Annotated in this window: 19 protein-coding genes (1 of these 19 running past the window's edge); 13 read left to right on the forward strand and 6 right to left on the reverse strand. The window is 64.2% G+C overall.

Features of this window, described 5'->3' with window-relative positions:
• The first annotated feature begins 94 nt into the window (after positions 1-94).
• Genes B015_RS0125880 through B015_RS0125890 form a run of 3 tightly spaced genes read left to right on the forward strand, consistent with a single transcriptional unit; the run spans position 95 to position 2,701 of the window.
• Positions 95-1,351: a cytochrome P450 gene (locus B015_RS0125880; RefSeq protein ID WP_018430671.1), complete on the forward strand. Its 1,257-nt coding sequence runs from the start codon at positions 95-97 to the stop codon at positions 1,349-1,351.
• Positions 1,352-1,366: 15 nt separating this feature from the next.
• Positions 1,367-1,687, forward strand: a complete 321-nt coding sequence (locus tag B015_RS0125885; RefSeq protein WP_018430672.1) for a 2Fe-2S iron-sulfur cluster-binding protein — start codon at positions 1,367-1,369, stop codon at positions 1,685-1,687.
• A 60-nt stretch (positions 1,688-1,747) separates the two neighbouring features.
• Entirely contained in the window at positions 1,748-2,701 is a 954-nt protein-coding gene (locus tag B015_RS0125890) for a ring-cleaving dioxygenase (RefSeq protein WP_018430673.1), read from the forward strand.
• A gap of 18 nt (positions 2,702-2,719) precedes the next feature.
• Here B015_RS0125890 and B015_RS0125895 read toward each other — a convergent pair whose 3' ends face one another.
• Together B015_RS0125895 and B015_RS0125900 are read right to left on the reverse strand one after the other, a co-directional pair.
• Positions 2,720-4,276 carry a VOC family protein gene (locus B015_RS0125895; protein WP_018430674.1) on the reverse strand — a complete coding sequence of 519 codons (1,557 nt, stop codon included), beginning with the start codon at positions 4,274-4,276 and terminating at the stop codon, positions 2,720-2,722.
• A 130-nt stretch (positions 4,277-4,406) separates the two neighbouring features.
• Entirely contained in the window at positions 4,407-6,590 is a 2,184-nt protein-coding gene (locus B015_RS0125900; protein ID WP_026227739.1) for a malate synthase G, read from the reverse strand.
• A gap of 183 nt (positions 6,591-6,773) precedes the next feature.
• Here B015_RS0125900 and B015_RS31595 point away from each other — a divergent pair, with 183 nt between their 5' ends.
• Both B015_RS31595 and puuE read left to right on the forward strand, forming a co-directional pair.
• Complete coding sequence (locus tag B015_RS31595) at positions 6,774-7,706, forward strand: TIM barrel protein (RefSeq protein ID WP_018430676.1); 933 nt, start codon at positions 6,774-6,776, stop codon at positions 7,704-7,706.
• A gap of 139 nt (positions 7,707-7,845) precedes the next feature.
• Entirely contained in the window at positions 7,846-9,252 is a 1,407-nt protein-coding gene (gene puuE, locus B015_RS0125910; protein WP_018430677.1) for an allantoinase PuuE, read from the forward strand.
• A 51-nt stretch (positions 9,253-9,303) separates the two neighbouring features.
• On the opposite strand, the gene B015_RS0125915 is transcribed toward puuE, so the two are convergent.
• Together B015_RS0125915 and B015_RS31600 are read right to left on the reverse strand one after the other, a co-directional pair.
• On the reverse strand, positions 9,304-10,014 hold the full coding sequence (locus B015_RS0125915; RefSeq protein WP_018430678.1) for a GntR family transcriptional regulator: 711 nt from the start codon (positions 10,012-10,014) through the stop codon (positions 9,304-9,306).
• A 345-nt stretch (positions 10,015-10,359) separates the two neighbouring features.
• A complete protein-coding gene (locus B015_RS31600) occupies positions 10,360-11,100 on the reverse strand; it encodes an aspartate/glutamate racemase family protein (protein ID WP_018430679.1) in 741 nt (246 codons plus the stop codon).
• Between the two features lie 446 nt (positions 11,101-11,546).
• On the opposite strand from B015_RS31600, the gene B015_RS31605 reads away from it, so the two are divergent.
• The 6 genes from B015_RS31605 to B015_RS0125950 are packed head-to-tail and all read left to right on the forward strand — an operon-like array spanning position 11,547 to position 18,018.
• Positions 11,547-13,124 carry an ABC transporter substrate-binding protein gene (locus B015_RS31605; protein WP_157632830.1) on the forward strand — a complete coding sequence of 526 codons (1,578 nt, stop codon included), beginning with the start codon at positions 11,547-11,549 and terminating at the stop codon, positions 13,122-13,124.
• Between the two features lie 12 nt (positions 13,125-13,136).
• The gene (locus tag B015_RS0125930) at positions 13,137-14,180 is read left to right on the forward strand and encodes an ABC transporter permease (protein WP_018430681.1); all 1,044 of its coding nucleotides are present in this window, start codon (positions 13,137-13,139) and stop codon (positions 14,178-14,180) included.
• Positions 14,177-15,040: an ABC transporter permease gene (locus B015_RS0125935; protein ID WP_018430682.1), complete on the forward strand. Its 864-nt coding sequence runs from the start codon at positions 14,177-14,179 to the stop codon at positions 15,038-15,040. Before B015_RS0125930 ends, B015_RS0125935 begins: the two co-directional genes overlap by 4 nt.
• A gap of 19 nt (positions 15,041-15,059) precedes the next feature.
• Positions 15,060-16,088, forward strand: coding sequence for an ABC transporter ATP-binding protein (locus B015_RS0125940; RefSeq protein WP_018430683.1), 1,029 nt, complete (start codon positions 15,060-15,062; stop codon positions 16,086-16,088).
• Between the two features lie 2 nt (positions 16,089-16,090).
• Positions 16,091-16,909, forward strand: a complete 819-nt coding sequence (locus tag B015_RS0125945) for an ATP-binding cassette domain-containing protein (protein WP_018430684.1) — start codon at positions 16,091-16,093, stop codon at positions 16,907-16,909.
• A 20-nt stretch (positions 16,910-16,929) separates the two neighbouring features.
• Positions 16,930-18,018, forward strand: coding sequence for a sugar phosphate isomerase/epimerase family protein (locus B015_RS0125950; protein WP_018430685.1), 1,089 nt, complete (start codon positions 16,930-16,932; stop codon positions 18,016-18,018).
• A 201-nt stretch (positions 18,019-18,219) separates the two neighbouring features.
• Here the strand turns inward: B015_RS0125950 and tdh are convergent, their stop codons facing one another.
• Positions 18,220-19,242, reverse strand: a complete 1,023-nt coding sequence (gene tdh, locus B015_RS0125955; protein WP_018430686.1) for an L-threonine 3-dehydrogenase — start codon at positions 19,240-19,242, stop codon at positions 18,220-18,222.
• A gap of 17 nt (positions 19,243-19,259) precedes the next feature.
• Positions 19,260-20,462: a glycine C-acetyltransferase gene (locus B015_RS0125960; protein WP_018430687.1), complete on the reverse strand. Its 1,203-nt coding sequence runs from the start codon at positions 20,460-20,462 to the stop codon at positions 19,260-19,262.
• Between the two features lie 150 nt (positions 20,463-20,612).
• Here B015_RS0125960 and B015_RS0125965 point away from each other — a divergent pair, with 150 nt between their 5' ends.
• On the forward strand, positions 20,613-21,194 hold the full coding sequence (locus B015_RS0125965) for an XRE family transcriptional regulator (RefSeq protein ID WP_018430688.1): 582 nt from the start codon (positions 20,613-20,615) through the stop codon (positions 21,192-21,194).
• Positions 21,195-21,298: 104 nt separating this feature from the next.
• A protein-coding gene (locus B015_RS0125970; RefSeq protein WP_018430689.1) for a hydantoinase B/oxoprolinase family protein crosses the window boundary here: on the forward strand, positions 21,299-23,585 show its 5' portion. 1,502 nt of this gene lie beyond the right edge of the window; only the first 2,287 of its 3,789 coding nucleotides appear in the window; it begins with the start codon at positions 21,299-21,301; its stop codon lies beyond the right edge, outside the window.

Genomic DNA, 23,585 nt, shown 5'->3' on the forward strand with positions numbered 1-23,585 from the left:
CGCGACTTCGGTGCATTCATATCGGCACCGTTGCCGCTAGCCTAAGGCAGGCTGCCGCATTGCGGCGGCTATCCATGTAAGTTGGAGCGACCAGATGGCGACCGCTACCCCAAAGGCAAGCGTATCAGGCGCGGCATTCGAGCCGCTGTCCAGCGCCTTCGCCCAGAATCCCTATCCTGCCTATGCGGCGCTGCGCGACATGGGCGAGCCTCAGTTTTTCCCCGACTTCGACATGTGGCTGGTCTCCCACTTCGACGACGTTGCCGGCATCGCCCGCGACAACTCGATGGTGCGTTCGCCCGAGTTCTTCATGTCGGCCGAGGAGGTGCATGAGCAGAAGCGGCTGCAGAACTGGCTCGACATGCCGCATCATGAGCGCTTCGTGCAGTTTTCCATGCTCGACAGCGATGGTGAGGTACACGATCGGCTGCGCAAACAGGTGTTCCGCGAGTTCACGCCCGCCTTCATTGCCCGCCAGCGCGGCATGATCCAGAGCTTCGTGGACAAGCTGGTCGATAGCCTGATCGACAAGGGCGAGATCGATTTCGTCGAGGATCTCGCCTCCCAGGTGCCGGGCCACATCATTGGCCGCGTGCTCGGCGTGCCTGATGAGGATTGTCCGCAGCTGCGCGGTTGGTCGGAAAAGGTCGTGCAGTTCTTCGACATCAACCGCACCGACGAGCGCAAGGCGCTGGCCGAGCAGGCGACCACCGAGTTCTACCACTACCTCCAGAAGCTGATGGCCGAGCGCCGCGCGGCGCCGCAGGAAGACCTGATCACCCGCCTGATCGCGGCTCAGGACGCGGGTCACCTCAACGAGGACGAGCTGGTCTCGACCTGCATGCTGATCCTGATGGCCGGCCACGGTTCGACCATCGACGTGCTCGGCTCGGGCATGCACGCGCTGCTGCGCTTTCCCGACCAGATGGAGCGGCTGCGCCAGGATCCGGGCCTGATCCACACCGCGATCCAGGAAATGTTCCGCTTTGAGTCACCGCTGCCCTTCTTCCACCGCTACTCGACCACCGACTGCGTCGTCGGCGGCAGGGCGTTTCCGCGCGGCACCAAGTTCGGCCTGCTCTACGGCGCGGCCAATCGCGACCCCTCTGCTTTTGGCGACGACGCCGGCAGCTTCGATGTCGGCCGCAACCCCAACCGCCACCTCGCCTTCGGCGGCGGTGCCCATTTCTGCCTCGGCAACCATCTGGCGCGCCTGGACATGGAGGTGATCTTCACCACGCTGATCAAGCGGCTGAAGTCGATCTCGCTCGCCGAAGCCGAGCCCCAATACAAGCCCGGCCTGTCCGTGCGCGGCCCCAAGGCGCTGCACCTGACGCTGACCCCGGCCTGATCAAGGAGAAATTTCATGTATCGCGTAATCTTCGTCGACGCCGACGGCCAGGCAACCGAACTCACGGCCAATGAAGGCCAGAGCGTCATGTCGGTGGCTGTCGCCAATGGCATCGACCAGATCCTCGCCGAATGCGGCGGCTCCTGCGCCTGCGGCACATGCCATTGCTATGTTGACGAAACCTGGACCGGAAAATTGGCAGCGCCTGACGATTCCGAGCAGGGCATGATCGAATGCCTGATGAACCCGACCGAGCGCAGCAGGCTCACCTGCCAGCTCAAGATGTCGGCTGCCCTCGACGGCCTCGTCGTGCATTTGCCGCGCGAGCAATATTGAGCGTGGCCGCCCCGGCATAAAGGCGCTATCTCTAGGCCTTCCCGGTAACAGGAGGCTCCGATGACGCTGCAACTGACGGGCATTCACCATCTGACCGCGATCACCGCCGACGCACCCGGCAATTTGCGCTTCTACACGCAGATGCTGGGCATGCGGCTGGTCAAGAAGACGGTCAACCAGGACGACACCAGCGCCTATCACCTGTTCTACGCCGACGGAAAGGCCAGCCCCGGCTCGGACCTGACCTTCTTCGACTGGCCGGTGGGACGCGAGCGCCGCGGCACCCACAGCATCTGCCGCACCGGCTTGCGCGTTTCGGGCGAGGCGTCGCTGTCGTGGTGGCGCGAGCATCTTGCGGCCAAGGGCATCGAGACATCGGATATCAGGGAGATCGGCGGCCACAAATCAGTCGATTTCGAGGACCCCGAGGGCCAGCGCCTGCGGCTGGTCGACGATGGCGGCAAGGGTCCGGCCAATGAATGGTCTGCCAGCACCATTCCAGCAGAGCACCAGATCAGGGGCCTCGGACCGATCACCATCAGCGTGCCCGACCTCGCAAACACCGAGTTGGTGCTGACCAGAGTGATGAACCTGCGCAAGGTCAGGGATTTCGCCTCGCCAGATGGCGAAGGTCAGGTACATGTCTACGAGATGGGCGAGGGCGGGCCGGCTGCCGAGCTGCATGTCGCCGTCCAGCCAAAGCTCAACCCGGCCATGCAGGGTGCTGGCGGCGTCCACCACGTAGCCTTCCGCACCCCGGACGTCGAGCAGATCCATCAATGGACGGCGCGGCTGCAGGAGTTCCGCCTGCCATCGAGCGGCGAGGTCGAGCGCTATTATTTCCGCTCGCTCTACTTCCGCGAACCCGCCGGGGTGCTGTTCGAAATCGCCACCGACGGCCCCGGCTTTGCCGTCGATGAGCCGATGGAGACGCTCGGCGAGCGCCTGTCGCTGCCGCCGTTCCTCGAGGGCAAGCGGGCTGCGATCGAGGCGAGGCTCAAACCTCTGGCGTAGTCTGGCAGGGTCTCGCCACTAGAGCCCGCGAGCGGCCAGCCACGCCCTGACGCTCTCGATGTCGGCAGCCTCGAAGGCATGCCCGGAGGAGATGGTGCGAGCGTCGATCTGGGCGCCCGCCTGGCGCAGCAACCCGGCCAGTTCGGGGCCAAAATTGCTGAACACATCGACGTCGCCCGTGATCAGCAGCACCTTGGCATCCGACAGGTCGGCCGCCGGTGGCCGTTCCAGCACCATCGCCGCGCGCAGCAATGCCGCGCGGCGGATGATATGTGGGTGCAACAGCATGGTGGCGGCCAGCATGTTGGCGCCGTTGGAATGGCCGAGGAATACCAGCTTGGCAGGGTCGAGCCGGTAGGCCTCGATGGCGCCGTCGATGAAGGCGGCCAGCGCCTCGGCCTCCGAGGCAATGTCGGTCTGGTCGAATTTGTTTGCCGAGAAGCGGCGGAACCAGCGTGGCGTGCCCTCGTCGGTGGCGCGGCCGCGCAGTGCCAGCAAGGTGGCGTTGGGCGCTGCCTTGGCGGCGAAGGGCAACAGGCTGGTTTCGTTGCCGCCCGAGCCGTGCAGCAGCACGATGGTCGTGCCGTCGGGGTTTTCGGGCGTGTAGAAGCGGTGGACGAATGGCAGCTCGCGATAGATGACGCGCTCTTCGCCGGGCCAGGAAAACTGTGGCAGCATCGTTTTCAGCTCGTCGATCTTGTCGGCGCGGTCGGGCGGCACGAACAGGTGCGTGCCGAGTTCTTCCGGGGCTTCGTCCACAGCCATTCCAGGCGCGTCGGTTGCCAGCTCGATCAACGTGCCGCCCGGCTCGCGCACATAGAGCGAGTAGAAATACTTGCGGTCGTGCACGTTGGTGATCGAGGAATTGGACGAACCCAGCTCGCCATGCACCCGCTCTACCTCTGCGATATCTCGAGCGCGGAAGGCGATGTGGTCGATGGTGCCGGTGCCCGGTGCGCTTGACCAAAAGCCCTTGGCGTCCCTGATGTCGATGATGTCGCCGGAATCCGAAATCAGCCGGCGGATGAACTCGGTGCTCTTGTCCTGCCGATAGCCAAAATGCCTGGCGACAAAGCTCTCGGTCAGCTCCGGCACCTCGGTCATGATGGTGGCACCACGGATACGGCAGATGGCATGTTCCGAAGGTACGGTCGAGCCGTCCCAGCCTGAAGGGACGGGAAAACCTGTTACGCCCACCAGCTTGACGATCACCCCGTCAGGGTCCTTCAGCCTGAGCGTCGGCTCGCCCATCTCTTCTGTAGGGCCAGAAATCTCGACGTGGTGCGACAGCGCCCGCGTCAGCCAGAAGCCGGTGCTCTGGGGGTCGATGGCGAGCGAAATCTCGCTCGGCTGGCCGTGGCCGATGCGTCCCTGAGCGCCGTCCTCCCAGACCAGGAAGGTGATCAGCGTGCCGGGATTGGCGGCACCGTCGCCATAAAACAGGTGCAGCTGGGTTGCGTCCTCATAGCCGCCGGTCTGCTTGACCAGCCGGAGCCCGAGGAAGCCGACATAAAAGTCGACATTGGCCTGCACCTTGCGGGTGATGAGCGTGATGTGATGGATGCCAGCGCCCATGACGCACCTCCGGCCGATTTGCTGCTGGCGTGACATTCCATCAGCAGCACGAAGCACGCAACCCGATGCAGCGACGCACCAAAGCAAAAGGCCCCGTCGAAACGGGGCCTTTTGTATTTCCGCTTCGAGCTCAGGCCGACAGTGCCTTGGCCTCGCGGCGCCTGATATGCAGCGCATGCTCGGTGTAGCCGTTGGGCTGGGTGCGGCCGGTGAACACCAGATCCTCAGCAGCTTTGAAGGCCGGGCTGTCGAAGCCAGGGGCCAGCGGCTTGTAACCTTCGGTGTCGGCATTCTGCCGGTCGACCACGGCAGCCATGCGCCGCATCGTCTCGCGCACCTGCTCTTCGCCAACAATGCCGTGATGCAGCCAGTTGGCGACATGCTGGGAGGAGATGCGCAGTGTCGCGCGGTCTTCCATCAGCCTGACGTCGTCGAGATCGGGCACGGTAGAGACACCGACGCCCTGGCCGACCCAGCGCACGACATAACCGAGCAGGCCCTGCAGGTTGTTTTCGAGCTCGGCCTTGATCTCGTCGGCGCTGTAGCTGCGGGTTGCCAGCGGAATGGTCAGCAGGTTGGTCAACGATGCCTGATCCTTGCCGCGCAGTCCGTCCTGCACGGATGCGACGGCGACGAGGTGATAGTGCATGGCATGCAGCACCGCTGCCGTCGGCGTCGGCACCCAGGCGGTGCTCGCGCCGGCGCGGGGATGGGCGATCTTCTTGTCGAGCAGCGCTGCCATCTGGTCGGGTGCCGCCCACATGCCCTTGCCGATCTGGGCGCGGCCGGGCAGGTTGCGGGCAATGCCGACATCGACATTGTTCGCCTCATAGGCCTTGAGCCAGGTGGCAGACGCCATCTCGGCCTTGCGCATCATCGGGCCTGCTTCCATCGAGGTGTGAATCTCGTCACCGGTGCGGTCGAGGAAGCCGGTGTTGATGAACACCGTGCGGTCGCGCACCTTGGACATGCAGGCGGCGAGATTGGCTGAGGTGCGGCGTTCCTCGTCCATGACGCCGATCTTCATGGTGTATTTGGGCAGGCCGACGAGCTCCTCGATGCGCTTGAACAGCAGATCGGACAGGCCGACTTCGTCGGGGCCATGCATCTTGGGCTTCACCACATAAACCGAGCCGGTGCGGCTGTTGCGCACGGCGTTTTCGCCGCGGATATCCTGCGCGGCGCTGGCAACGGTGATGGCCGCATCAAGGATCGCCTCGGGCACCGGGTTACCTGCTTCGTCGAGCACGGCGTCGGTGAACATGTGGTGGCCGACATTGCGCACCAGCATGGTCGAGCGGCCGTGCAGCACAAGTTCGCCGCCGCCGGGCGCGGTGAAGACGCGGTCTCCGACCAGCTTGCGGGTGACAGTCTTGCCGCCCTTGCTGAATTCCGAGCTCAGGCTGCCATCCATCAGGCGCTGCCAGTTGCGGTAGACGGTGACCTTGTCCTCGGCGTCGACCGCCGAAACCGCGTCCTCGAGGTCCATGATGATCGAGATCGCCGCCTCGATGACGACATCCGCGATACCTGCCGAGTCGAGCTGGCCGACCGCGTGCTCGCGGTCGATGACCAGCTCCATGTGCAGGCCGTTGTTGATCAGAAGCACGCTCTTAGGCTCGTGGCGAGGGCCGGTGAATCCGGCAAATTGTGCGGCCGACTGCAGGCCGGTCTTCGAGCCGTCTGCAAGCGTCACTTCAAGCTTGCCGCGCTCGACGACATAGCTCGTGGCGTCGGCATGGCTGCCCTTGGTGAGCGGCACGGCCTGGTCGAGGAAGGCGCGGACACGGGCAATGACGCGGCCGGCGCGGGTCGGATTGAACGCCTTGCCCTTCTCGGCGCCGTCGATCTCAGGGATGGCGTCGGTGCCGTAGAGCGCGTCGTAAAGCGAACCCCAACGCGCGTTCGCGGCATTCAGCGCATATCGTGCGTTGGACAGCGGCACGACCAGCTGCGGGCCGGCGAGCGTGCCGATCTCGGCATCTACGTTCTTGGTCGCCACCTGATAGGCGTCGGCGGCCGGCGCCGGCACCAGATAGCCGATGTCGCGCAGGAATTGTTCATAGGCGGCCGCGTCGTGCGGCTTGCCTTTCCGCTCGATATGCCAGGCATCGATCTTCGCCTGGAGGTCGTCGCGCACGGCCAGCAGCTCGCGGTGGCGCGGCGCCAGTTCCGCGATGATGGCGGACAGCCCGGTCCAGAAGGCCGACGGCTCGAGACGGGCGCCGGGCAGCACCTCGCCTTCGACAAAGGCGCGCAGGGCCGGATGCACCGAGAGGCCGGCGACGCTTTCATAATTTGACGGCTTGGTCATGGGAGGCTCCTTCATTGGCGCAGGCGCGCGCAGTCATCGTGCTGATGGCAGAGATTGTATCCATTGACAACAATTTTATGATACAAGATAGTGTTGATGGATCCGACTTGCCAGGATCGCCATGCGTTCAACGCGCTCGGGCGGCGGCGGTTGCGGACCCAGTTTCTTCCGCGAGGTGGCTGTATGACCGGCATCATCAAGAGTTCCCTGCCGAACGGCCGCAGCCTGACGGCTGTCGAGGCGCTGCACGCCGCAGCTGGGCTGGGGCTCAAGGGCCTGTTGTTCAACTCGCTGTTCGATATCAGCCCGACGCTCGATCCCAATGAACTGCGCGCCATCAGGCAGGAGGCCGATCGGTTGGGGCTGGAGATTTCGGCGATGCTCGGCATCGTCAATCCGGCGCTGCCCGCCCGCAGCAAGCCGATTGTCGATGCCGGTCACGGCGACATGCAGGCCGGCATCGAGCGGCTGGTCGGGCTTGCCGCCGGCGTCGGCATCTACGACATGTTTTTCATCATCGGCATGATCGAGGATCGCTTCGACGCGGATGTGAGCTGGCAGGCCCAGCTCGAAGGCGTTGCCGAGCTTTTGTCACGCTGTGGGCCGGCCTTGCGCGGCAACGGCGCGAAGCTGTTGCTCAAGACCCATGAGGAGATCGCGACATCGGAGATCGTGGCCCTTGTCGAACAGGTCGGCCCCGACGTGCTCGGCATCGCCTTCGATCCGGTGAATGTGTTGTGCCGCCTCGAGGACCCTGTTGCCGCGGCCCGGCGCGTCGCGCCCTATGCCGCCCAGATCTATGTCGACGATGCGGTGATGCGGTTCCAGGACCATGGCATCCGCCGTTTTCTGGCACCGCTCGGCGAAGGGTTCGTCGACTGGGAGGCGATCAGGTCGATCCTGCCCGAATGCAAGGTCTGGATTGAGATGCATGCCGGCCAGTTCGCCATGCCGGTCTTCGACCAGGACTGGCTGAAGCGCCAGCCGCCCGTGGCGATCGAGGAGTTTGCCGGCGTCCTGGCCATGGCGGCGAAGTTCGGGACGCGTGCGGTGCCGTGGGACCAGGCAACGCCTGTCGCGCGGCTGACACAGGCGTTGGGTAAATGCGGCCCATAGCATTTTTCCCGCCGAATTATTGGATACGATTTTTACCTGAGGCCGGTTTTTAGACGCTGCGGCCAGCCTGCTGTGTCAGACTTTGACAGCCACTCTTTTGCGCGGGACGCGACCGCGCACCCACTTCTGGAGAAATGCCATGCGTTACCCCCGCGACATGCGCGGCTACGGCGAGAACCCGCCGCACGCCAACTGGCCTGGCGGCGCCAATGTCGCCGTGCAGTTCGTGCTCAATTACGAGGAGGGGGGCGAAAACAACATCCTGCACGGCGATGCCGCCAGCGAGGCCTTCCTGTCGGAAATCCCGGGGGCGGCGCAATGGCCGGGCCAACGCCATTGGAACATGGAGTCGGTCTACGAATACGGCGCCCGCGCCGGTTTCTGGCGGCTGCATCGCCTGTTCACCGATCTAGATGTGCCGGTCACCGTCTATGGCGTGGCAACGGCCTTGATGCGCGCGCCCGAGCAACTGCGCGCCATGCAGCAGGCCGGCTGGGAAATCGCCAGCCACGGCTACAAATGGGTCGAGCACAAGGACATGCCGGTCGAGGAGGAGCGAGCCCAGATCAAGGAGGCGATCCGTCTGCACACACTGGCGACAGGCGAGCGCCCGACCGGCTGGTACACCGGGCGCTGCTCGGTCAATACCGTCGATCTGGTTTCGGAGGAGGGCGGTTTCGACTATGTGTCCGACACCTATGACGACGACCTGCCTTACTGGCGCGAGCACCAGGGCCAGGAGCAGCTCATCGTCCCCTACACGCTCGAAGCCAACGACATGCGCTTCGGCACGCCCAATGGCTTCAATTCGGGCGACCAGTTCTTCGCCTATCTCAAGGACACCTTCGACTATCTCTATGCCGAAGGCGTCGCCGGCCGGCCGAAGATGTTTTCCATCGGCCTGCATTGCCGTCTGGTCGGCCGCGCCGGCCGGATTGCGGCGCTGAAGCGCTTCATCGAATACGTGCAGAGCCACGACAAGGTCTGGATCGCCAAACGCATCGACATTGCCCGTCATTGGGCGAAGGAACATCCCTTTGTGAAGCCGAAGCTGGTGCCGTCACAACTCGACAAGGCCAGCTTCGTGGAAACCTTCGGCCATTGTTTCCGCAATGGCACGCTTCTGGCCGAACGCGTCTTCGACGGCGAGCTGGCGCCGGTCAACGACAGCCCCTACGGCCTGTTTTTTGCCCTGCGCACGCAATTTCGCGCTGCCAGCGAAGCCGAAAAATTCGAGGTGCTGAAGGCCTACACGCCGCTCGATCCGCGCATCGAGGCAGCCAGCATCATTTCTGATGAAAGAAAGTCGGTCAGCCTCGACGCCATGACGGCCGGCCAACAGGCCAGGTTGCTGGAACTGCTGGGCGCCTATGTCGAAAAATTCGGCTTCGACGCCATCTTCGTGGTGCGCAACTACACCACCGCGGAGCTTCTGGCCTCGCTAGAAACCCGCCTTCTCACAGACCGCGAAACCGAGCTGGCTGTCACCTATGGCGAGGTCGAGCGCCTGGCCGAGATCCAGGTCGAGGCGCGCTTCGCAGCTTAGCGCGGAGTGGCCGACCGGTGCGTCCCTAGCGGGATGCGCCGGTGCGGCACATCAGGCGTAGCGCGCCAGGATCTCGCTGAGATTGCGCTTGGTGCGCTTGGTCTGGCCGATATTGGCCTGCTCGAACACCTGCTGCAGGTGTTCGACGATGGCCGCGGCACTTGCCTGCGGGTCGCGTGCCCGCAGCGCCTGCAGGATCGCCTGATGCTCGTCGACGCTGCAGTCGGTCTCCTGATGGGTGCTGTGCTGGGCGAGGATCAGCGACGTCCGCGAAATCAGCGATTTGAGAAACCCGGCCAGCACCTCGTTGCCGGCCATATGGGCGGCAAGCAGGTGGAACTCGCCCGACAGCAGGATCGCCAGCGTGTGGTCGCCCGAATGGCGCACCTCGTGTTCCTTTTCGAGATGCTGCTCGAGTGCCGCGATCTGCTTGTCGGTCACCACAGTGGCGAGCTTGGAGAAGATCTCGCGCTCGATGGCGTTGCGCGCCTCGAACACCTGCCGCGCCTCGTCGGGCGTCGTGCTGGCGACGAAGGCGCCACGGTTCTGGCGGAACTCGACCAGGGATTCAGTGTGCAGGCGGTTCAGCGCGGCGCGCACGATGGTGCGGCTGACCGAAAACAGCGCGCCGATCGACTCTTCGCTGAGCTTCGTGCCGGGCATCAGTTCGCGGGCCAGAATTGCGCGGAACAATGCCTGGTAGATCGAGTCGATTTTCGACCCGGCCTTGTCGTCCAGGTCAGTATTCGCAGCTTTGGCCATTCTCTCACCAGCAGTGTTGCGTCGACAGCGGGCAAGTATGCTACGTCTCGAATGCGTCGCGCCGGATGGAGGGCAAGAAGAATGAGCGCCCTTGCCTCTAAGTTGATTATGTATTAGCCGGTCTTTTGCGACGCAGCCGGCATGCAACTGCCCACCGCATTTTGCTCCTCGATCGGGCAGCGTAATCGCCCGCCGATTTTGTCGCACTCTAGCACAAGTTTTCTAATACAATAGAGAAAACTATTGGGCGCAATCGTAATCAGTTTTGAGTACGATTTGAAAGTGCGCCGAACGAAGCGATGTGGCGGCCCGCCGAAACAGGCCGCTGGCGTCCCGATTTGCTTGTCAGTTGCGGCGGGCGCTGTCCGGAAGGGCGCCGAGAGCGGCCGATAGAAACGGCGAAAGCCCATTGATGTCGGTAACGTCGACCGGCCCGACGGCGGTCGGGCGCGGGGTTTCGGCAAGCTTCAGTGCCTTGCGGATGGCCACGCGATGGGGATCTAGGATCGGCACCGGCGAAGCGGCGATGATGCTCGGCAGGCTCGGGATCAGGCCGGCGCCGCCGAGAACGATGCGTTCCGCCCCAGTCGCCTTCGCCTCATCGGACAGGAAGGCGGCGATTGCGGCGGGATCATCGGCGGTGCCCTCGATCGAGCGCACGCCTGACATCTTGTCGCCTATACCGAGCTTGAGCACCAGCTCCGCCAGCATTTCGCACCAGACGGCGCCGTTGGTCGAGACCAGCGATTTGCCTGGCATGGCAGCCGCGGCGAGCAGGCCGGCTTCGGCAAAACCGATGACCGGCAGGCCGGTCAGTTCCTCCAGTGCTTCGCGGCCGGGATCGCCGAAGCAGGCGAGCACGATGGCGTTTGGAGTAGCACCCTCGGCCATTGCCTTGGCGGCAGCATCGAGCACGGCGTGGGCTGCGATCGACACGGCGACCCGGGTCGAGATGTAGCTGAAGCCGAAGCTTGCGGTCGTCATGCAGATGTCGGCTGCGCCCTCCGTCTCCTCGCGCACCAGTGCTTCTATCACCTGGCTGACGCGGGTCGACGTGTTCGGGTTGATGACGAGCAGACGATGCATCGATGTCCTCAATAAGTGCGACGGCCGGGCGTTCGGTCCGATGCGCGTCCCGGCGCACGACCTGCCTGCCGTCAATGCCTACATCGTATCATATTGTCTGTAAAGTTTGTATCCAAACTTGGATCAAGACATTGGCTGGCGTCGCGCCAGAAAATCTGACAGGCCGCCCGCCAAACAGTCCGGATCGTGCCCTAGGAGTGCACTGAAGGAGCGTCGAAGTTGCGTTCAAAGACAGGAAAAAGGACCGGCAAGCAATTCATGGTCTGCGTGAGTGTGATAATAATATGATGATTTTAAAGGTATTTTAGGCGCTGCGTGGCGACTTTCGCAATTATGCATCCGCAGCGTAACATTTATGTATCCACTGACGCAAAGATCGGATACAAAAAGACCAGGGAGTGTTCTGCCTGATGGCAGAGTCGGTTTTGCATATGGGAGAGACGATCATGCAAATTTTCCTGTCCGCCATTTCCACGCTGTCGCACAGCCGGCGGCAATTCCTGGCAGCTGTCGGCGGCGTAGCGCTTGCCGCAGCAGTCGGCCTCGGCGCAACGGCAGCCTTGGCGGCCGATCGCGAGCACACGATCATTGTCGGCCTCGGTGGTCAGATCAACACGCTCGACCCGCTGCGTGCCGACTACAACCAGACCAACACCATCATCAGCGCCGTCTACGACACGCTGGTGACTTATGATGAGACCAAGCTGGTCGGGTCGCTCGCCACCGAATACGCCTATTCGGACGACGCCAAGTCGATCACGTTTACGCTGCGTCCCGACGTCAAGTTCCATGACGGCACGACGCTCACCGCCAAGGACGTCGCCTACACGCTCGACCGCCTGAAGCGCCTCGGCACCGGCGTCGCCTCGCTGATCGGCGGTTATGAATCGACTGTCGTCACCGACGACACCCACCTGACCATCAACCTGTCCAGGCCGAACACGCTGTTCCTGCCGTCGCTGAGCAAGGTCTACATCCTGAATTCGGCGCTGGTCGAAGCCAACAAGGGCGCCGATGACGGCCAGGGCTGGCTGCAGGCGCATGATGCCGGCTCGGGCGCTTATGTGCTGGGCGACCAGTCGCAGGCAGTGGTGATCGACCTGTTCCCGGGCTACTGGGCCGCCGAGGCTGGCCGTCCCGAATCCATCGTCTTCCGCCGCATCGACGAAAGCTCGACGCGCCGCGACGAACTGCGAGCCGGAAACATCGACGTAGCCTTCGGCTTCGCCGACCGCGATGCCGCCGCTATGGCCACCGATCCGGCGCTTAAGGTCGTGCCGATCAACACCAGCTATCAGACCGAAGTGGTATTCAACACCAAGGTTGGCCCGACGGCCGATCCCAAGGTGCGCAAGGCACTGCGCATGGTCTACGACTATGCCGGTGGCCTGCGCGGCATTCGCGGCGGCAACGGCAAGATCGCCAATGGCCCGCTGCCGGCGCGCCTCGACTGTCGTCCAGACCTGCCTGAAGTGAAACGCGACCTCGATGCCGCCAGGGCGATGCTGGCCGAGGCCGGTGCTGCCAATCTCAAGCTCAAGATGAACTTCCAGCCGGTATTCGAGTTGCAGAAGCAGGAGGCGACGCTGTTCCAGTCCAACCTGCGCGAGATCGGCGTCGAGCTCGAACTCGAGCCCATCGCCTATCCGAACTACCTCGCCAGCCTCAAGGATCCGAACTCGATCCCGCAGATGATGTTGCTCGAGGATTTCGCTCAGTTCCCGGATGCCGGCATCATGCTGGTCAAGGGCTACAAGTCGGACGCCATCGGCACCAACCGCACCGGCTACGCCAATCCGGAAGTCGACAAGCTGCTCGACGAGGCTCTCGCCACCGCCGACGATGCCAAGCGCTGCGAACTCTACAAGCAGGTCCAGACCATCCTCGACAATGACTCGGTCATGGTCGACATGTATGGTGTCTACAAGCCGGCCGCCTATCGTGTCGGCACGCTCGCCGACCTCAAGGCCAGCATGCTCGCCACGCCCGCCGAGCCGGCGGACTTCCGTCTCGCCAAGCCGTAAGCGAGGCCGAACATGCTCGCGTTCCGCGCCTACTCCTGGTTCCTGGGCCGACGCCTGGGCCTGACCCTGTTGACCCTTTGGGGACTGGCCTCGCTGGTCTTCCTGATGATCAAGCTCATGCCCGGCGACGAAGCACAGATGGCCGCCGGCGCGGACGCCTCCGCCGCCCAGATCGAGGCGGTGCGTGAACGGCTGGGGCTCGATGCTCCCGTCATCATGCAATATCTCGGCTTCCTGGGTCGCCTCCTGCGTGGCGACCTGGGTACTTCCATCGTCACTCTCCAGCCAGTGCTGGCCGACCTCGAAAAGGTCCTGCCCAGCACGCTGGAACTTGTCTTCATCGCCATGCTGCTGAACCTGGCGGTTGCCATCCCGGCCGGCATCGTCGCCGCCTACCGCCAGGGCGGCATCTTCGACACGACCAGCCGCGTCACAGCGGTCATGCTTGGCGGCATGCCTGCCTTCTGGCTGGCGCTGGTGCTGCAATATGTACTGGGCAGCGTCTGGCGCGTGGTTCCGATCTCGGGCCAGCAGGGCTACGGCATGAACTCGCCTGTTATCTCGGGCGCGCCGACGCTCGATGCGCTGATCGCCGGCAACTTTGCCGGCTTCTTCGACGCCCTGCACCACATCATCCTGCCGGCGGCGGTGCTGGCGGCATTGTTTGCTACCCAGATCTTCCGCACGCTGCGGGCATCTCTTCTCGGCGTGTTGCGCTCGGACTTCATCATGGCCGTGCGCGCCAAGGGCGCCACTGCTCGCCATATGCTTGTGCGTCATGCCCTGCCCAACAGCCTGAACCCGGTGCTGACGCTGTCGGGCACCCAGGCCGGCGCGATGATCGGCTCGGCCGTCTTGGTCGAGACCGTCTTCGCCCGCCAGGGCATCGGCGCCTACATGTTCAACGCTGTTGCCCAGAAAGACGCCTTTGCCGTGCTGGGCTCGGTGATGTTCATCGGCACCGTCGTCTGCCTCGTCAACCTGATCGTCGACATCCTCCAACTTCTTGTCGACCCGCGCATCCGCGCCGCACAACTGGGGAGCCAAGGCCAATGACCGCCCCTGCCATCGCCCATGTCCAGCCGGCAACGGCCCGCCGCAAGGAAGGCTTCAGCGCCTTCGAGATTTTCGTCTTCACGCTTGTCATCGCGCTGTTGGTTGTCGCCGTCTTTGGGCCGTTCCTTGCGCCCGACAGCATCTACAATTCCGACATCGCCAACTCGCTGATGCCGCCGAGCGCTGCCAACTGGTTCGGCACCGACGATCAGGGTCGCGACGTGTTCTGGCGTCTCATCGTCGGGGCCCAGACGACGCTGCTTTCCGCCTTCCTGGTGGTGACACTCTATTCGCTGATCGGCGTCACCCTTGCCACCGTGGCCGCCGCCGGCCCGCGCTGGCTCGACGAGGGGCTGATGCGCATCACCGACATCGGCCTTGCCCTACCCGGCATGATCGTGGCACTCGGCTTTGCTGCCGCGATGGGCGCCAGCCTGCGTTCGGCGATCATCGCCATGGCCATCACCGGCTGGCCAATCACCGCCCGCATGCTGCGCGGCATCATGCGCCAGACAATGGAGCAGCCCTTCGTCGCCGGCGCCCAGGTGCTCGGCGTGTCGAAATGGCGGCTGATGACCAAACACGTGCTGCCCAATTCGCTCGATGTGCTGATCGTCAAATGGGCCGGCGACATCGGCACCACGGTGCTCGTGCTGGCGAGCCTGTCCTTCATCGGCGTCGGTGCCCAGCCGCCGAGCGCCGAGTGGGGTGCGACCATCGCCGCTGCCCGCGGCTACGTCTCGACCGCCTGGTGGACCGTCGTCGCGCCCGGTGCTGCGGTCGCCATCACCTCGATCGCCTTCGGCCTGCTCGGCGACATCATCCAGGTCCGCCGCGACCCGTCCTTGAGGGGCAACTGAGATGAGGACCGTGCACCCCATGCCCGACCAATCCACAGTCACCCCTGTTCGTCCTCCTCTCGTCACCGTAGACAAGCTGACCGTCGACATGCCGCTCGGCCGCAGCGGGTCGAGTGTCCGCATCGTCGACGGTGTCGATTTCAGCATCGGTGTCGGCGAGCGCGTGGCGCTGGTTGGTGAGTCCGGCTCGGGCAAGTCGCTGACTGCCCGCGCGCTGATGCGGCTCGACCGGCTGGCCAAACTGTCCGGCCGCGTCGACTTCGACGGCACCGATCTGCTCAAGCTCTCCGACCGCGAGATGGGCAAGCTGCGCGGCAGCTCCATCGCCATGGTCTTCCAGGACCCGATGAGCTTCCTCGATCCGCTGATGACCATCGGCGACCAGGTTGCCGAGACGCTGCGCATCCGTGGTGTCGGCAAGGTCGAGGCGCGCAAGCGGGCGCTTGCCGTGCTCGATGAACTCGGCGTCGACCGCGCCGCTGAACGCCTCGATTCCTACCCGCATGAATTCTCCGGCGGCATGCGCCAGCGTGTGGTGCTGGCCATGGCGCTGGTGGGCGAGCCGCGCCTTTTGATCGCCGACGAGCCGACGACCGCGCTCGACGTGCGTGTGCAGGACCAGGTGCTTGACCTGCTCGACGACGTCTCGACGCGGCGTGGCTTGGCTGTGCTGTTCATCACCCACGACCTCGGCGTCGTCGCCGGCTTCGCCGAGCGTGTCATGGTCATGTATTCGGGCCGCATCGTCGAGGACGGCGAGGTTGCCAGCGTCTTCGCCAAACCGAGCCATCCCTACACGCAAGGGCTGATCAAGGCGGTGCCGCGCATCGACCAGGATCTCAACACGCTTTACGCCATCCCGGGCGCGCCGCCGCCGCCGCTGGCGCGGCCGAGCGGCTGCCCGTTCCACCCGCGTTGCGACCAGCGCTTCGACCGCTGCGGCCGAGACCTGCCTGCGCTGCTGCCGGTCGGCCTGTCGCGCGTTGCCTGCCATCTGCTCGACGGCCACCAGCATGACGGCCACCAGCATGACGGAAAGGGTGCCTGACCATGCTCATGTCCATCGACAGCATCAGCAAATCGTACAACGCCTTTCCCAATCCGCCGGCCAAGGTGCTGCACGACGTCTCGCTCAATGTCGACACCGGCGAGGCCATCGGCCTGGTTGGCGAATCCGGCTCTGGCAAATCGACGATCGCAAAGTGCATGCTGGCGCTGATCAAGCCTGAACAAGGCGCGATCACCTATGACGGCATCGACGTCATCCACGCCAAGGGCGACGATCTCAGGCGCTTCCGCCGCGAAGTGCAGATGGTGTTCCAGGACCCCTATGGCAGCCTCAACCCGCGCATGACGGTCGAGGAGCTGATCGGCGAGGGGCTCTTGATCCACAAGCTTGAGCCGACAGCCGCCGCGCGGCGCGCCCGCGTAGCCGAGATGATGGAGATGGTTGGTCTCAACCCCAACGACATGGATCGCTACACGCGCTCCTTCTCCGGCGGCCAGCGCCAGCGCATCGCGATTGCCCGTGCGCTTGTCATTCGCCCCCGCATCCTCGTCTGCGACGAGCCGGTGGCGGCACTTGACGTGTCGGTGCAGGCGCAGGTCATCAACCTGCTGCAGGACATGCAGAAGAAGCTCAACCTCGCCATCGTCTTCGTGGCGCACGACCTCGCCGTCGTTCGCCATCTCTGCGAAAAGATCGTCGTGCTGCACAAGGGCAAGGTGGTCGAGCAGGGGTCGCGCGAGCAGATCTTCGGCAGCCCTGAGATGCCCTACACCCAGTCGCTGCTGGCGGCAGTGCCGGTGCCCGATCCCGTTGCCGGCCGCGCCCGTCGTGCTGCGCGCCGCCTCGAAACCGCAAACTGACATTACCAAGGAGACTGCCGATGCGTATCGGTGTCGATGGCCGCAAGATTCCCGAAGCCGTCAAGCGCGGCCCCGTGGCCAGCTTCGATCATGCCAAGGAACTGGGCATGGAGGGACTGTTCTTCCGCACTGTGCTCGACATGAGCCCGACGCTCGACGCCGGCTACCTTGGCGAGATCAAGCAGCGCGCCGACGAACTCGGCATGTATCTCGAAACCGGACTCGGCAAGGTCAATCCTTATGCCACGCCGGAGGCGCCCGAACTGCGCCTGATCGGCGACGGCGACATCGTGCTCGGCTTCCGCCGCATGATGGAGGCTTGTGCGGCCATCGACTGCCGTGAGCTGTGGGTCGCGACCGCCAACTACAAGCCGGCCTATACCGGCCGTTTCGCCTATGACCGTTTCCGCACCGACGTGACCTGGTCCGAGCAGCTCGAAGCCACCGCGCGTTTCCTCAAGAAGCTTGCGCCGATCGCGCGCGATCTCGGTATCCACCTCAACCTTGAGACCCATGAGGAGATCACCTCCTTCGAACTGGTGCGGCTGGTCGAGGAAGTCGGCCCCGACACGACTGGCATCGTCTTCGACACGGCCAACGTCCTGCAACGCGCCGAACACCCGGTCTGGGCGGCAAAGCGCGTGGCGCCTTACGTGCGCCAGTCCCACATCAAGGATGCGCTGATTGCCTACGACGGCGAGGTGCTCGACTTCCAGATGCGTCCCTGCGGTGGCGGCGTCGTCGATTTCCGCGCCATCATGCCGATCCTGGCTGCCGCAAATCCCGATCTCAACCTGTCGATCGAGAACTACGAATCCTTCTCAGACCGGCCGCGCAACCCGCCGAAGATGATCATCGAGATCGCTGATCCGAAATGGCTGGCTGGCCATCCCGATCTCGGCGTCGAGGAATATGCCGACTACATGAAGATGGTGCAGGACTATGCTGTCCGCATCGCCAGCGGCGAGGTTTTGGACCGCGAGAGCTTCGCTGCCTGGGCGGTGAAGAATTACCACTATGCCGAGACGGTCGACTACATCAAGACAAGCGCTGCCCACGTCCGCGGCATCTGCGAAGAGCTTGGCCTGCCGCTGCAGAAGGCGGCATAGGCCAGCTTCGCAGAGTGTGAACAACAGTCCCGCGGAAGGCAGCTTCCGCGGGCTTTTTGTTTCTGCCAACCATCAGATCCCCCTCGGCGTCACGGCTTCGCCCGAGACGGTGAGGGGGCTCGCTTGGCCACTCGGGTTTTTCACCAACAAAAAGGCCGCGCTTTTGGCGCGGCCTCTTGTTCAATTGCGGCGGTTAAGAACCTACCATTCCAGCACGATCTTCCCCGCTTCGCCATTGGCGGCATTGTGGAAGGCGGCCTGGTAGTCGTCGGCCTTCATGCGGCTGGTGATGACCTTGCGGATGTCGAGCCCGCTTTCGAGCATCGCCAGCATCTTGTGCCAGGTCTCGAACATCTCGCGGCCGTAGATGCCCTTGAGCGTGATCATCTTGAACACGATCTTGGACAGATCGATGGGGAAGGGCTTGGCCGGCACGCCGAGCAGAGCGATGCGGCCGCCCATCAGCGTGTGCTCGATCAGCTGGTCGAAGGCGGCGGGCGAGCCGCTCATCTCGAAGCCGACGTCGAAGCCCTCGCGCATGCGCAGCCGCGCCATGGCGTCGCGCAGATCTTCCTCGGCGACGTTGACCGGGGTGACGTCGGCCACCTGGGTCGCGAGTTCGAGGCGCTTCGGGTTGACGTCGGTGATGACGACATGGCGCGCGCCGCAGTGGCGGGCGACCGCCGCACCCATGATGCCGATGGGGCCGGCGCCGGTGATCAGCACGTCCTCGCCGGCGACGTCGAAGGACAGCGCCGTGTGTACGGCGTTGCCGAGCGGGTCGAGGATGGCGCCGAGCTCGTCGTCGATGGTGTCGGGCAGCGGCACCACGTTGAAGGCCGGGATGCGCACATATTCAGCGAAGGCGCCCGGCAGGTTGACGCCGATGCCCTGCGTTTCAGGATCGAGGTGGTAGCGGCCGGCACGGCTGGCGCGGCTGCGCATGCCGATGACATGACCTTCGCCCGACACGCGCTGGCCGACCTTGAAGCCGCGCACATGAGCGCCGAGCTCGACGATCTCGCCGGCATATTCGTGGCCCGTGATCATCGACACCGGCACGGTCCTGGCCGCCCATTCGTCCCACTTGTAGATGTGGATGTCGGTGCCACAGATGCCGGTCTTGTTGACCTTGATCAGCACGTCGTCGGGGCCGACCTCCGGAACGGGCCGGTCTTCCATCCAGATGCCGGGTTCAGCCTTGGCCTTGACCAGTGCGCGCATGGGAAAACTCCTGAAATTTAGATGATGCCGAGCGACTTGCCGGCGTCGGCAAAGGCGTCGATGGCAAAGGTAATGTCGGCGTCGTCGAGCGCGGCCGACATCTGGGTGCGAATGCGCGCCTTGCCTTGCGGCACCACGGGATAGAAGAAGCCGGCGACATAGACGCCGCGTTCGTCGAGCGCCTTGGCCATTCGCTGCGCCAGCACAGCGTCGCCCAGCATGACTGGGATGATCGGCGTTTCGCCCGGAAGCAGCGTGAAGCCGGCCTGGGTCAGGCCGTCACGGAAACGCGTCGTGTGGCGGCCGAGTTTTGCACGGAGATCGTCGGCGCCCCGCGCAATCTCGATCGCCTTCAGTGAGCCTGCGGCGACTGCCGGTGCCAGGCTGTTGGAGAAGAGATAAGGGCGGGCACGCTGGCGCAAAAGATCGATGATCGGTTGCGAAGCCGCGATAAAGCCGCCCATGGCGCCACCGAGCGTCTTGCCCAGCGTGCCGGTGACGATGTCGACACGGTTGCCGACGCCAGCAAGTGCCGGCGTGCCGCGGCCCTCTTCGCCGATATGGCCGGTGGCATGGCAATCGTCGACGGCGACGATGGCGCCGTAGCGCTCGGCGAGGTCGCAGATCTGCTTCAGCTTGGCGATGTGGCCGTCCATCGAGAACACGCCGTCGGTGACGACAAGCTTGAAGCGGGCGCCGTCGGCGTCGGCCTGCTTGAGCTGGGTCTCCAGATCGTCCATGTCGCCCTGGGCGTAGCGGAAACGCTTGGCCTTGGAGAGGCGCACGCCGTCGATGATCGAGGCGTGGTTCAGGCTGTCGGATATGATCGCGTCTTCGGCCCCGAGCAGCGGCTCGAACAGCGCGCCATTGGCATCGAAGCAGGCGGCAAACAGGATCGCGTCATCCTTGCCGAGATAGTCGGCGATGGCGTGCTCCAACTCGCGGTGCAGCGTCTGGGTGCCGCAGATGAAGCGCACCGAGGCCATACCGAAGCCGAACTCGTCGAGAGCGCTCGCCGCAGCCTTGCGGATGTCGGCATTGTCGGCGAGGCCGAGATAATTGTTGGCGCAGAGATTGACCATCTGGCGTTCGCCGGCCTGACCCTTCACCTTGATGCGGCCGGACTGCATGCCGGAAATCTGCCGCTCGCGCTTGTAGAGGCCGTCGGCCTCGATGCCCTGGAGAACATTCGAGATGTGGGAAAGGAAATCTTGGCTCATCGATCTCGTCATCCGTTAAGATGGAAATTCCGATATAATGGATGCTATGTTAAGTCTAGTGGAATCCGCTGTGCCAGCGTGCTCAGCCGCAAATGCCTCGCAGTACGGCAGGCACGGTGCTATCAGTGAGCCTGCTTTGGGGGAGGCGACATGGAATTGAATGACGCGCCGAAGATCGGCCCGGTGATCCAGAAGGAGCGCAAGGAACGCCATCTGACGCTCGACCGCTTAGCGGCGGTGTCGGGCGTATCGCGTTCAATGCTGTCGCAGATCGAGCGCGGCGAAGCCAATCCGACCTTCGCCGTATTGTGGTCATTGACCCAGGCGCTCGGCATCGATTTTTCGCAGCTTATCGCGGGTGGCATCACCCACCAGCGCAAGATCGACGCCATCGAGTTGGTGACGCTGGCGCTGACGCCTGAAATCAAGAGCCCCGACGGTGCCTGGCGGCTGCGCATCCTCAGCTCGCCGGCACTGGCCGGCCGCGTCGAATGGTACGAGGTCGAGATCGCGCCCGGCTGCAAGCTGCAGAGCGCCCCGCACACGCCCGGCACCTTCGAGCATCTCACTGCCTATACAGATGGCCTGCTGGTCGAGACCGAGCTTGGCCGGCAGGGCCTCGCGACCGGCGAGACCGCCCGCTATCGCGCCGACATCGCCCACGAGATCGCCAACACCTCGACCGAGACGGCGCGGGCGCTGATGGTCGTGCTCTACGACCAGGACAGCTGAAGCCGGGCGCCATTCCGGCTTGACGCGGTTGCATCTCTCCCGCTTCCTCGCCACCGGGCGTATCGTGGTCGAACGGGTGCGCCGCAGCAGATCGGGAGAGCGTCATGTCGGGCAAGTGGGATTTCTGGATCGACCGTGGCGGCACCTTCACCGACGTCATCGGTCGCGATCCTGACGGTGGTCTCCATCCGCACAAGCTTTTGTCGGAAAATCCCGAGGCATATCGCGATGCCGCCATCCAGGGCATCCGTCACCTGCTTGGCCTCGCGCCGGATGCCGCCATTCCGGCCGGTCGCATCGGCGATGTCAGGATGGGCACGACGGTTGCCACCAACGCGCTGCTCGAGCGCAAGGGCGACCGCGTCCTCCTGCTCATCACCAAGGGTTTCCGCGATGCTTTGCGCATCGCCTACCAGGCCCGCCCCGACATCTTCGCCAAGGAAATCATCCTGCCTGAGCAGCTCTATGAGCGCGTCGTCGAGGTCGACGAGCGGGTGCGGGTGGACGGCTGCGTCGAACGCCTGCTCGACATATCCGACATCAAGCCGACCCTGATGCAGGCAAAGGCCGACGGCATCGATGCGGTCGCCATTGTCTTCATGCACGCCTGGAAATTCCCCGAGCACGAACGCGCCGTCGCCGCGGTCTGCCGGAACTGCGGGTTTTCGCAGGTCTCTGTCAGCCACGAAGTCTCGCCACTGATCAAGCTCGTCGGGCGGGGGGATACGACTGTGGTCGATGCCTATCTCTCGCCGATTCTGTCGCGATATGTCCGGCAGGTGGCGGGGGAACTGGGGGCTTTACCCTCCCCCTTGTGGGGAGGGTCGGACGGCGAGGCCGGACGGGGTGGGGGTGACGGTCCGACAGGGTCTATCCCCACCCCGGCACTGCGTACCGACCCTCCCCACAAGGGTGAAAACCCCCGCCTCATGTTCATGATGTCGTCCGGCGGCCTCACGGCGGCCGACCTGTTCCAGGGCAAGGACGCGCTGTTGTCCGGTCCAGCAGGCGGCGTGGTCGGCATGGTCGAGACGGCAAAACTCGCCGGCTTCGACAAGGTCATCGGCTTCGACATGGGCGGCACTTCGACCGACGTCGCCCATTATGACGGCGAATACGAGCGCAGCTTCGACACCGAGGTTGCCGGCGTGCGGGTGCGCGCGCCGATGATGCGCATCCACACTGTTGCTGCCGGCGGCGGTTCGGTGCTGCATTTCGAGGCCGGCCGCTTCCGCGCCGGGCCCGATTCCGCCGGCGCCAATCCTGGCCCTGCCTGCTACCGCCGCGGCGGCCCGCTCACGGTTACCGACGCCAACGTCATGTTGGGCAAGCTGCAGCCCGATTTCTTCCCTGTCATCTTCGGCCCCGGCCAGGATCAGCCGCTCGATGACGGCGTCGTGCGCGAGACGTTTGCTGCGATGGCCAGCGAGATCGGCGACGGCCGCAGCCCCGAAGCCGTCGCCGAAGGCTTCGTCACCATCGCCGTCGAGAACATGGCCAACGCCATCAAGAAGATTTCGGTCCAGCGCGGCTACGACGTGACCGAATATTTGCTCAACTGTTTCGGCGGCGCCGGCGGCCAGCATGCATGCCTGGTGGCTGACGCGCTCGGCATGGAGGCGGTGCTGATCCATCCCTTTTCCGGCCTGCTGTCGGCCTATGGCATCGGCCTGTCCTCGGTCTTCGCCTCGCGACAGCAGGCACTGCTCAAGCCGCTGGCCGAGGACTCGCTCGATCAGATAGAGGCTCTGATCGCCAGCCTGGGTGCCGAGGTGTTGGCCGAGCTTGCCGGTCAGGCCATAGCCGAAGATGATGTCGCCATGCGGCCGATCCTGCACGTCCGCTACGACGGCACCGACACCGCCCTGCCGGTCGGTTTCGAGCACGGATCGATTGCTGGGGCGAAGGCCGCCTTCGAGGCCGCCCACAAGGCGCAGTTCGGTTTCATATATAAAGACAAGCCGACGGTGGTCGAAGCGGTGGTGCTCGAAGGTCGTGACGGCAGCGCCCGTGGGCTCTCTGAACAGGAAGCCTCGCTTGAGGAAAAACCGGCCAACGCGTCCGAGGTGAGAAAAGTCTTTACCGAGGGCGCCTGGCACGAGGCCGGCGTTTTCCGCCGCACCCAAATGAAGCCGGGCCACAAGGTCTCGGGTCCTGCTCTTATTATAGAGAGCCACCAGACGACAGTGGTCGAGCCGGGCTGGGCCGCCGAGATCACTGCCCGCAACCACGTGCTGATGCGACGCACGGAAAAAAAGATGCGCCGCGCCGCCATCGGCACCGCCGCTGATCCGGTCATGCTCGAGGTGTTCAACAACCTGTTCATGTCGATCGCCGAGCAGATGGGCGTGACGCTGCAGAACACCGCCTATTCGGTCAACATCAAGGAGC

Source organism: Hoeflea sp. 108 (assembly GCF_000372965.1).
Classification (GTDB): Bacteria; Pseudomonadota; Alphaproteobacteria; order Rhizobiales; family Rhizobiaceae; genus Aminobacter.

What these genes read in the sequence shown, in the direction of transcription:
- puuE (WP_018430677.1), top strand. Translation starts at nt 7,846, where the DNA reads ATGCGTTACCCCCGCGACATGCGCGGCTACGGCGAGAACCCGCCGCAC.
- B015_RS0125935 (WP_018430682.1), top strand. Translation starts at nt 14,177, where the DNA reads ATGACCGCCCCTGCCATCGCCCATGTCCAGCCGGCAACGGCCCGCCGC.
- B015_RS0125915 (WP_018430678.1), bottom strand. Translation starts at nt 10,014, where the DNA reads ATGGCCAAAGCTGCGAATACTGACCTGGACGACAAGGCCGGGTCGAAA.
- B015_RS31600 (WP_018430679.1), bottom strand. Translation starts at nt 11,100, where the DNA reads ATGCATCGTCTGCTCGTCATCAACCCGAACACGTCGACCCGCGTCAGC.
- B015_RS0125885 (WP_018430672.1), top strand. Translation starts at nt 1,367, where the DNA reads ATGTATCGCGTAATCTTCGTCGACGCCGACGGCCAGGCAACCGAACTC.
- B015_RS0125950 (WP_018430685.1), top strand. Translation starts at nt 16,930, where the DNA reads ATGCGTATCGGTGTCGATGGCCGCAAGATTCCCGAAGCCGTCAAGCGC.
- B015_RS31605 (WP_157632830.1), top strand. Translation starts at nt 11,547, where the DNA reads ATGCAAATTTTCCTGTCCGCCATTTCCACGCTGTCGCACAGCCGGCGG.
- B015_RS0125895 (WP_018430674.1), bottom strand. Translation starts at nt 4,276, where the DNA reads ATGGGCGCTGGCATCCATCACATCACGCTCATCACCCGCAAGGTGCAG.
- B015_RS0125880 (WP_018430671.1), top strand. Translation starts at nt 95, where the DNA reads ATGGCGACCGCTACCCCAAAGGCAAGCGTATCAGGCGCGGCATTCGAG.
- B015_RS0125965 (WP_018430688.1), top strand. Translation starts at nt 20,613, where the DNA reads ATGGAATTGAATGACGCGCCGAAGATCGGCCCGGTGATCCAGAAGGAG.
- B015_RS0125945 (WP_018430684.1), top strand. Translation starts at nt 16,091, where the DNA reads ATGCTCATGTCCATCGACAGCATCAGCAAATCGTACAACGCCTTTCCC.
- B015_RS0125940 (WP_018430683.1), top strand. Translation starts at nt 15,060, where the DNA reads ATGCCCGACCAATCCACAGTCACCCCTGTTCGTCCTCCTCTCGTCACC.
- B015_RS31595 (WP_018430676.1), top strand. Translation starts at nt 6,774, where the DNA reads ATGACCGGCATCATCAAGAGTTCCCTGCCGAACGGCCGCAGCCTGACG.
- B015_RS0125890 (WP_018430673.1), top strand. Translation starts at nt 1,748, where the DNA reads ATGACGCTGCAACTGACGGGCATTCACCATCTGACCGCGATCACCGCC.
- B015_RS0125900 (WP_026227739.1), bottom strand. Translation starts at nt 6,590, where the DNA reads ATGACCAAGCCGTCAAATTATGAAAGCGTCGCCGGCCTCTCGGTGCAT.
- tdh (WP_018430686.1), bottom strand. Translation starts at nt 19,242, where the DNA reads ATGCGCGCACTGGTCAAGGCCAAGGCTGAACCCGGCATCTGGATGGAA.
- B015_RS0125960 (WP_018430687.1), bottom strand. Translation starts at nt 20,462, where the DNA reads ATGAGCCAAGATTTCCTTTCCCACATCTCGAATGTTCTCCAGGGCATC.
- B015_RS0125930 (WP_018430681.1), top strand. Translation starts at nt 13,137, where the DNA reads ATGCTCGCGTTCCGCGCCTACTCCTGGTTCCTGGGCCGACGCCTGGGC.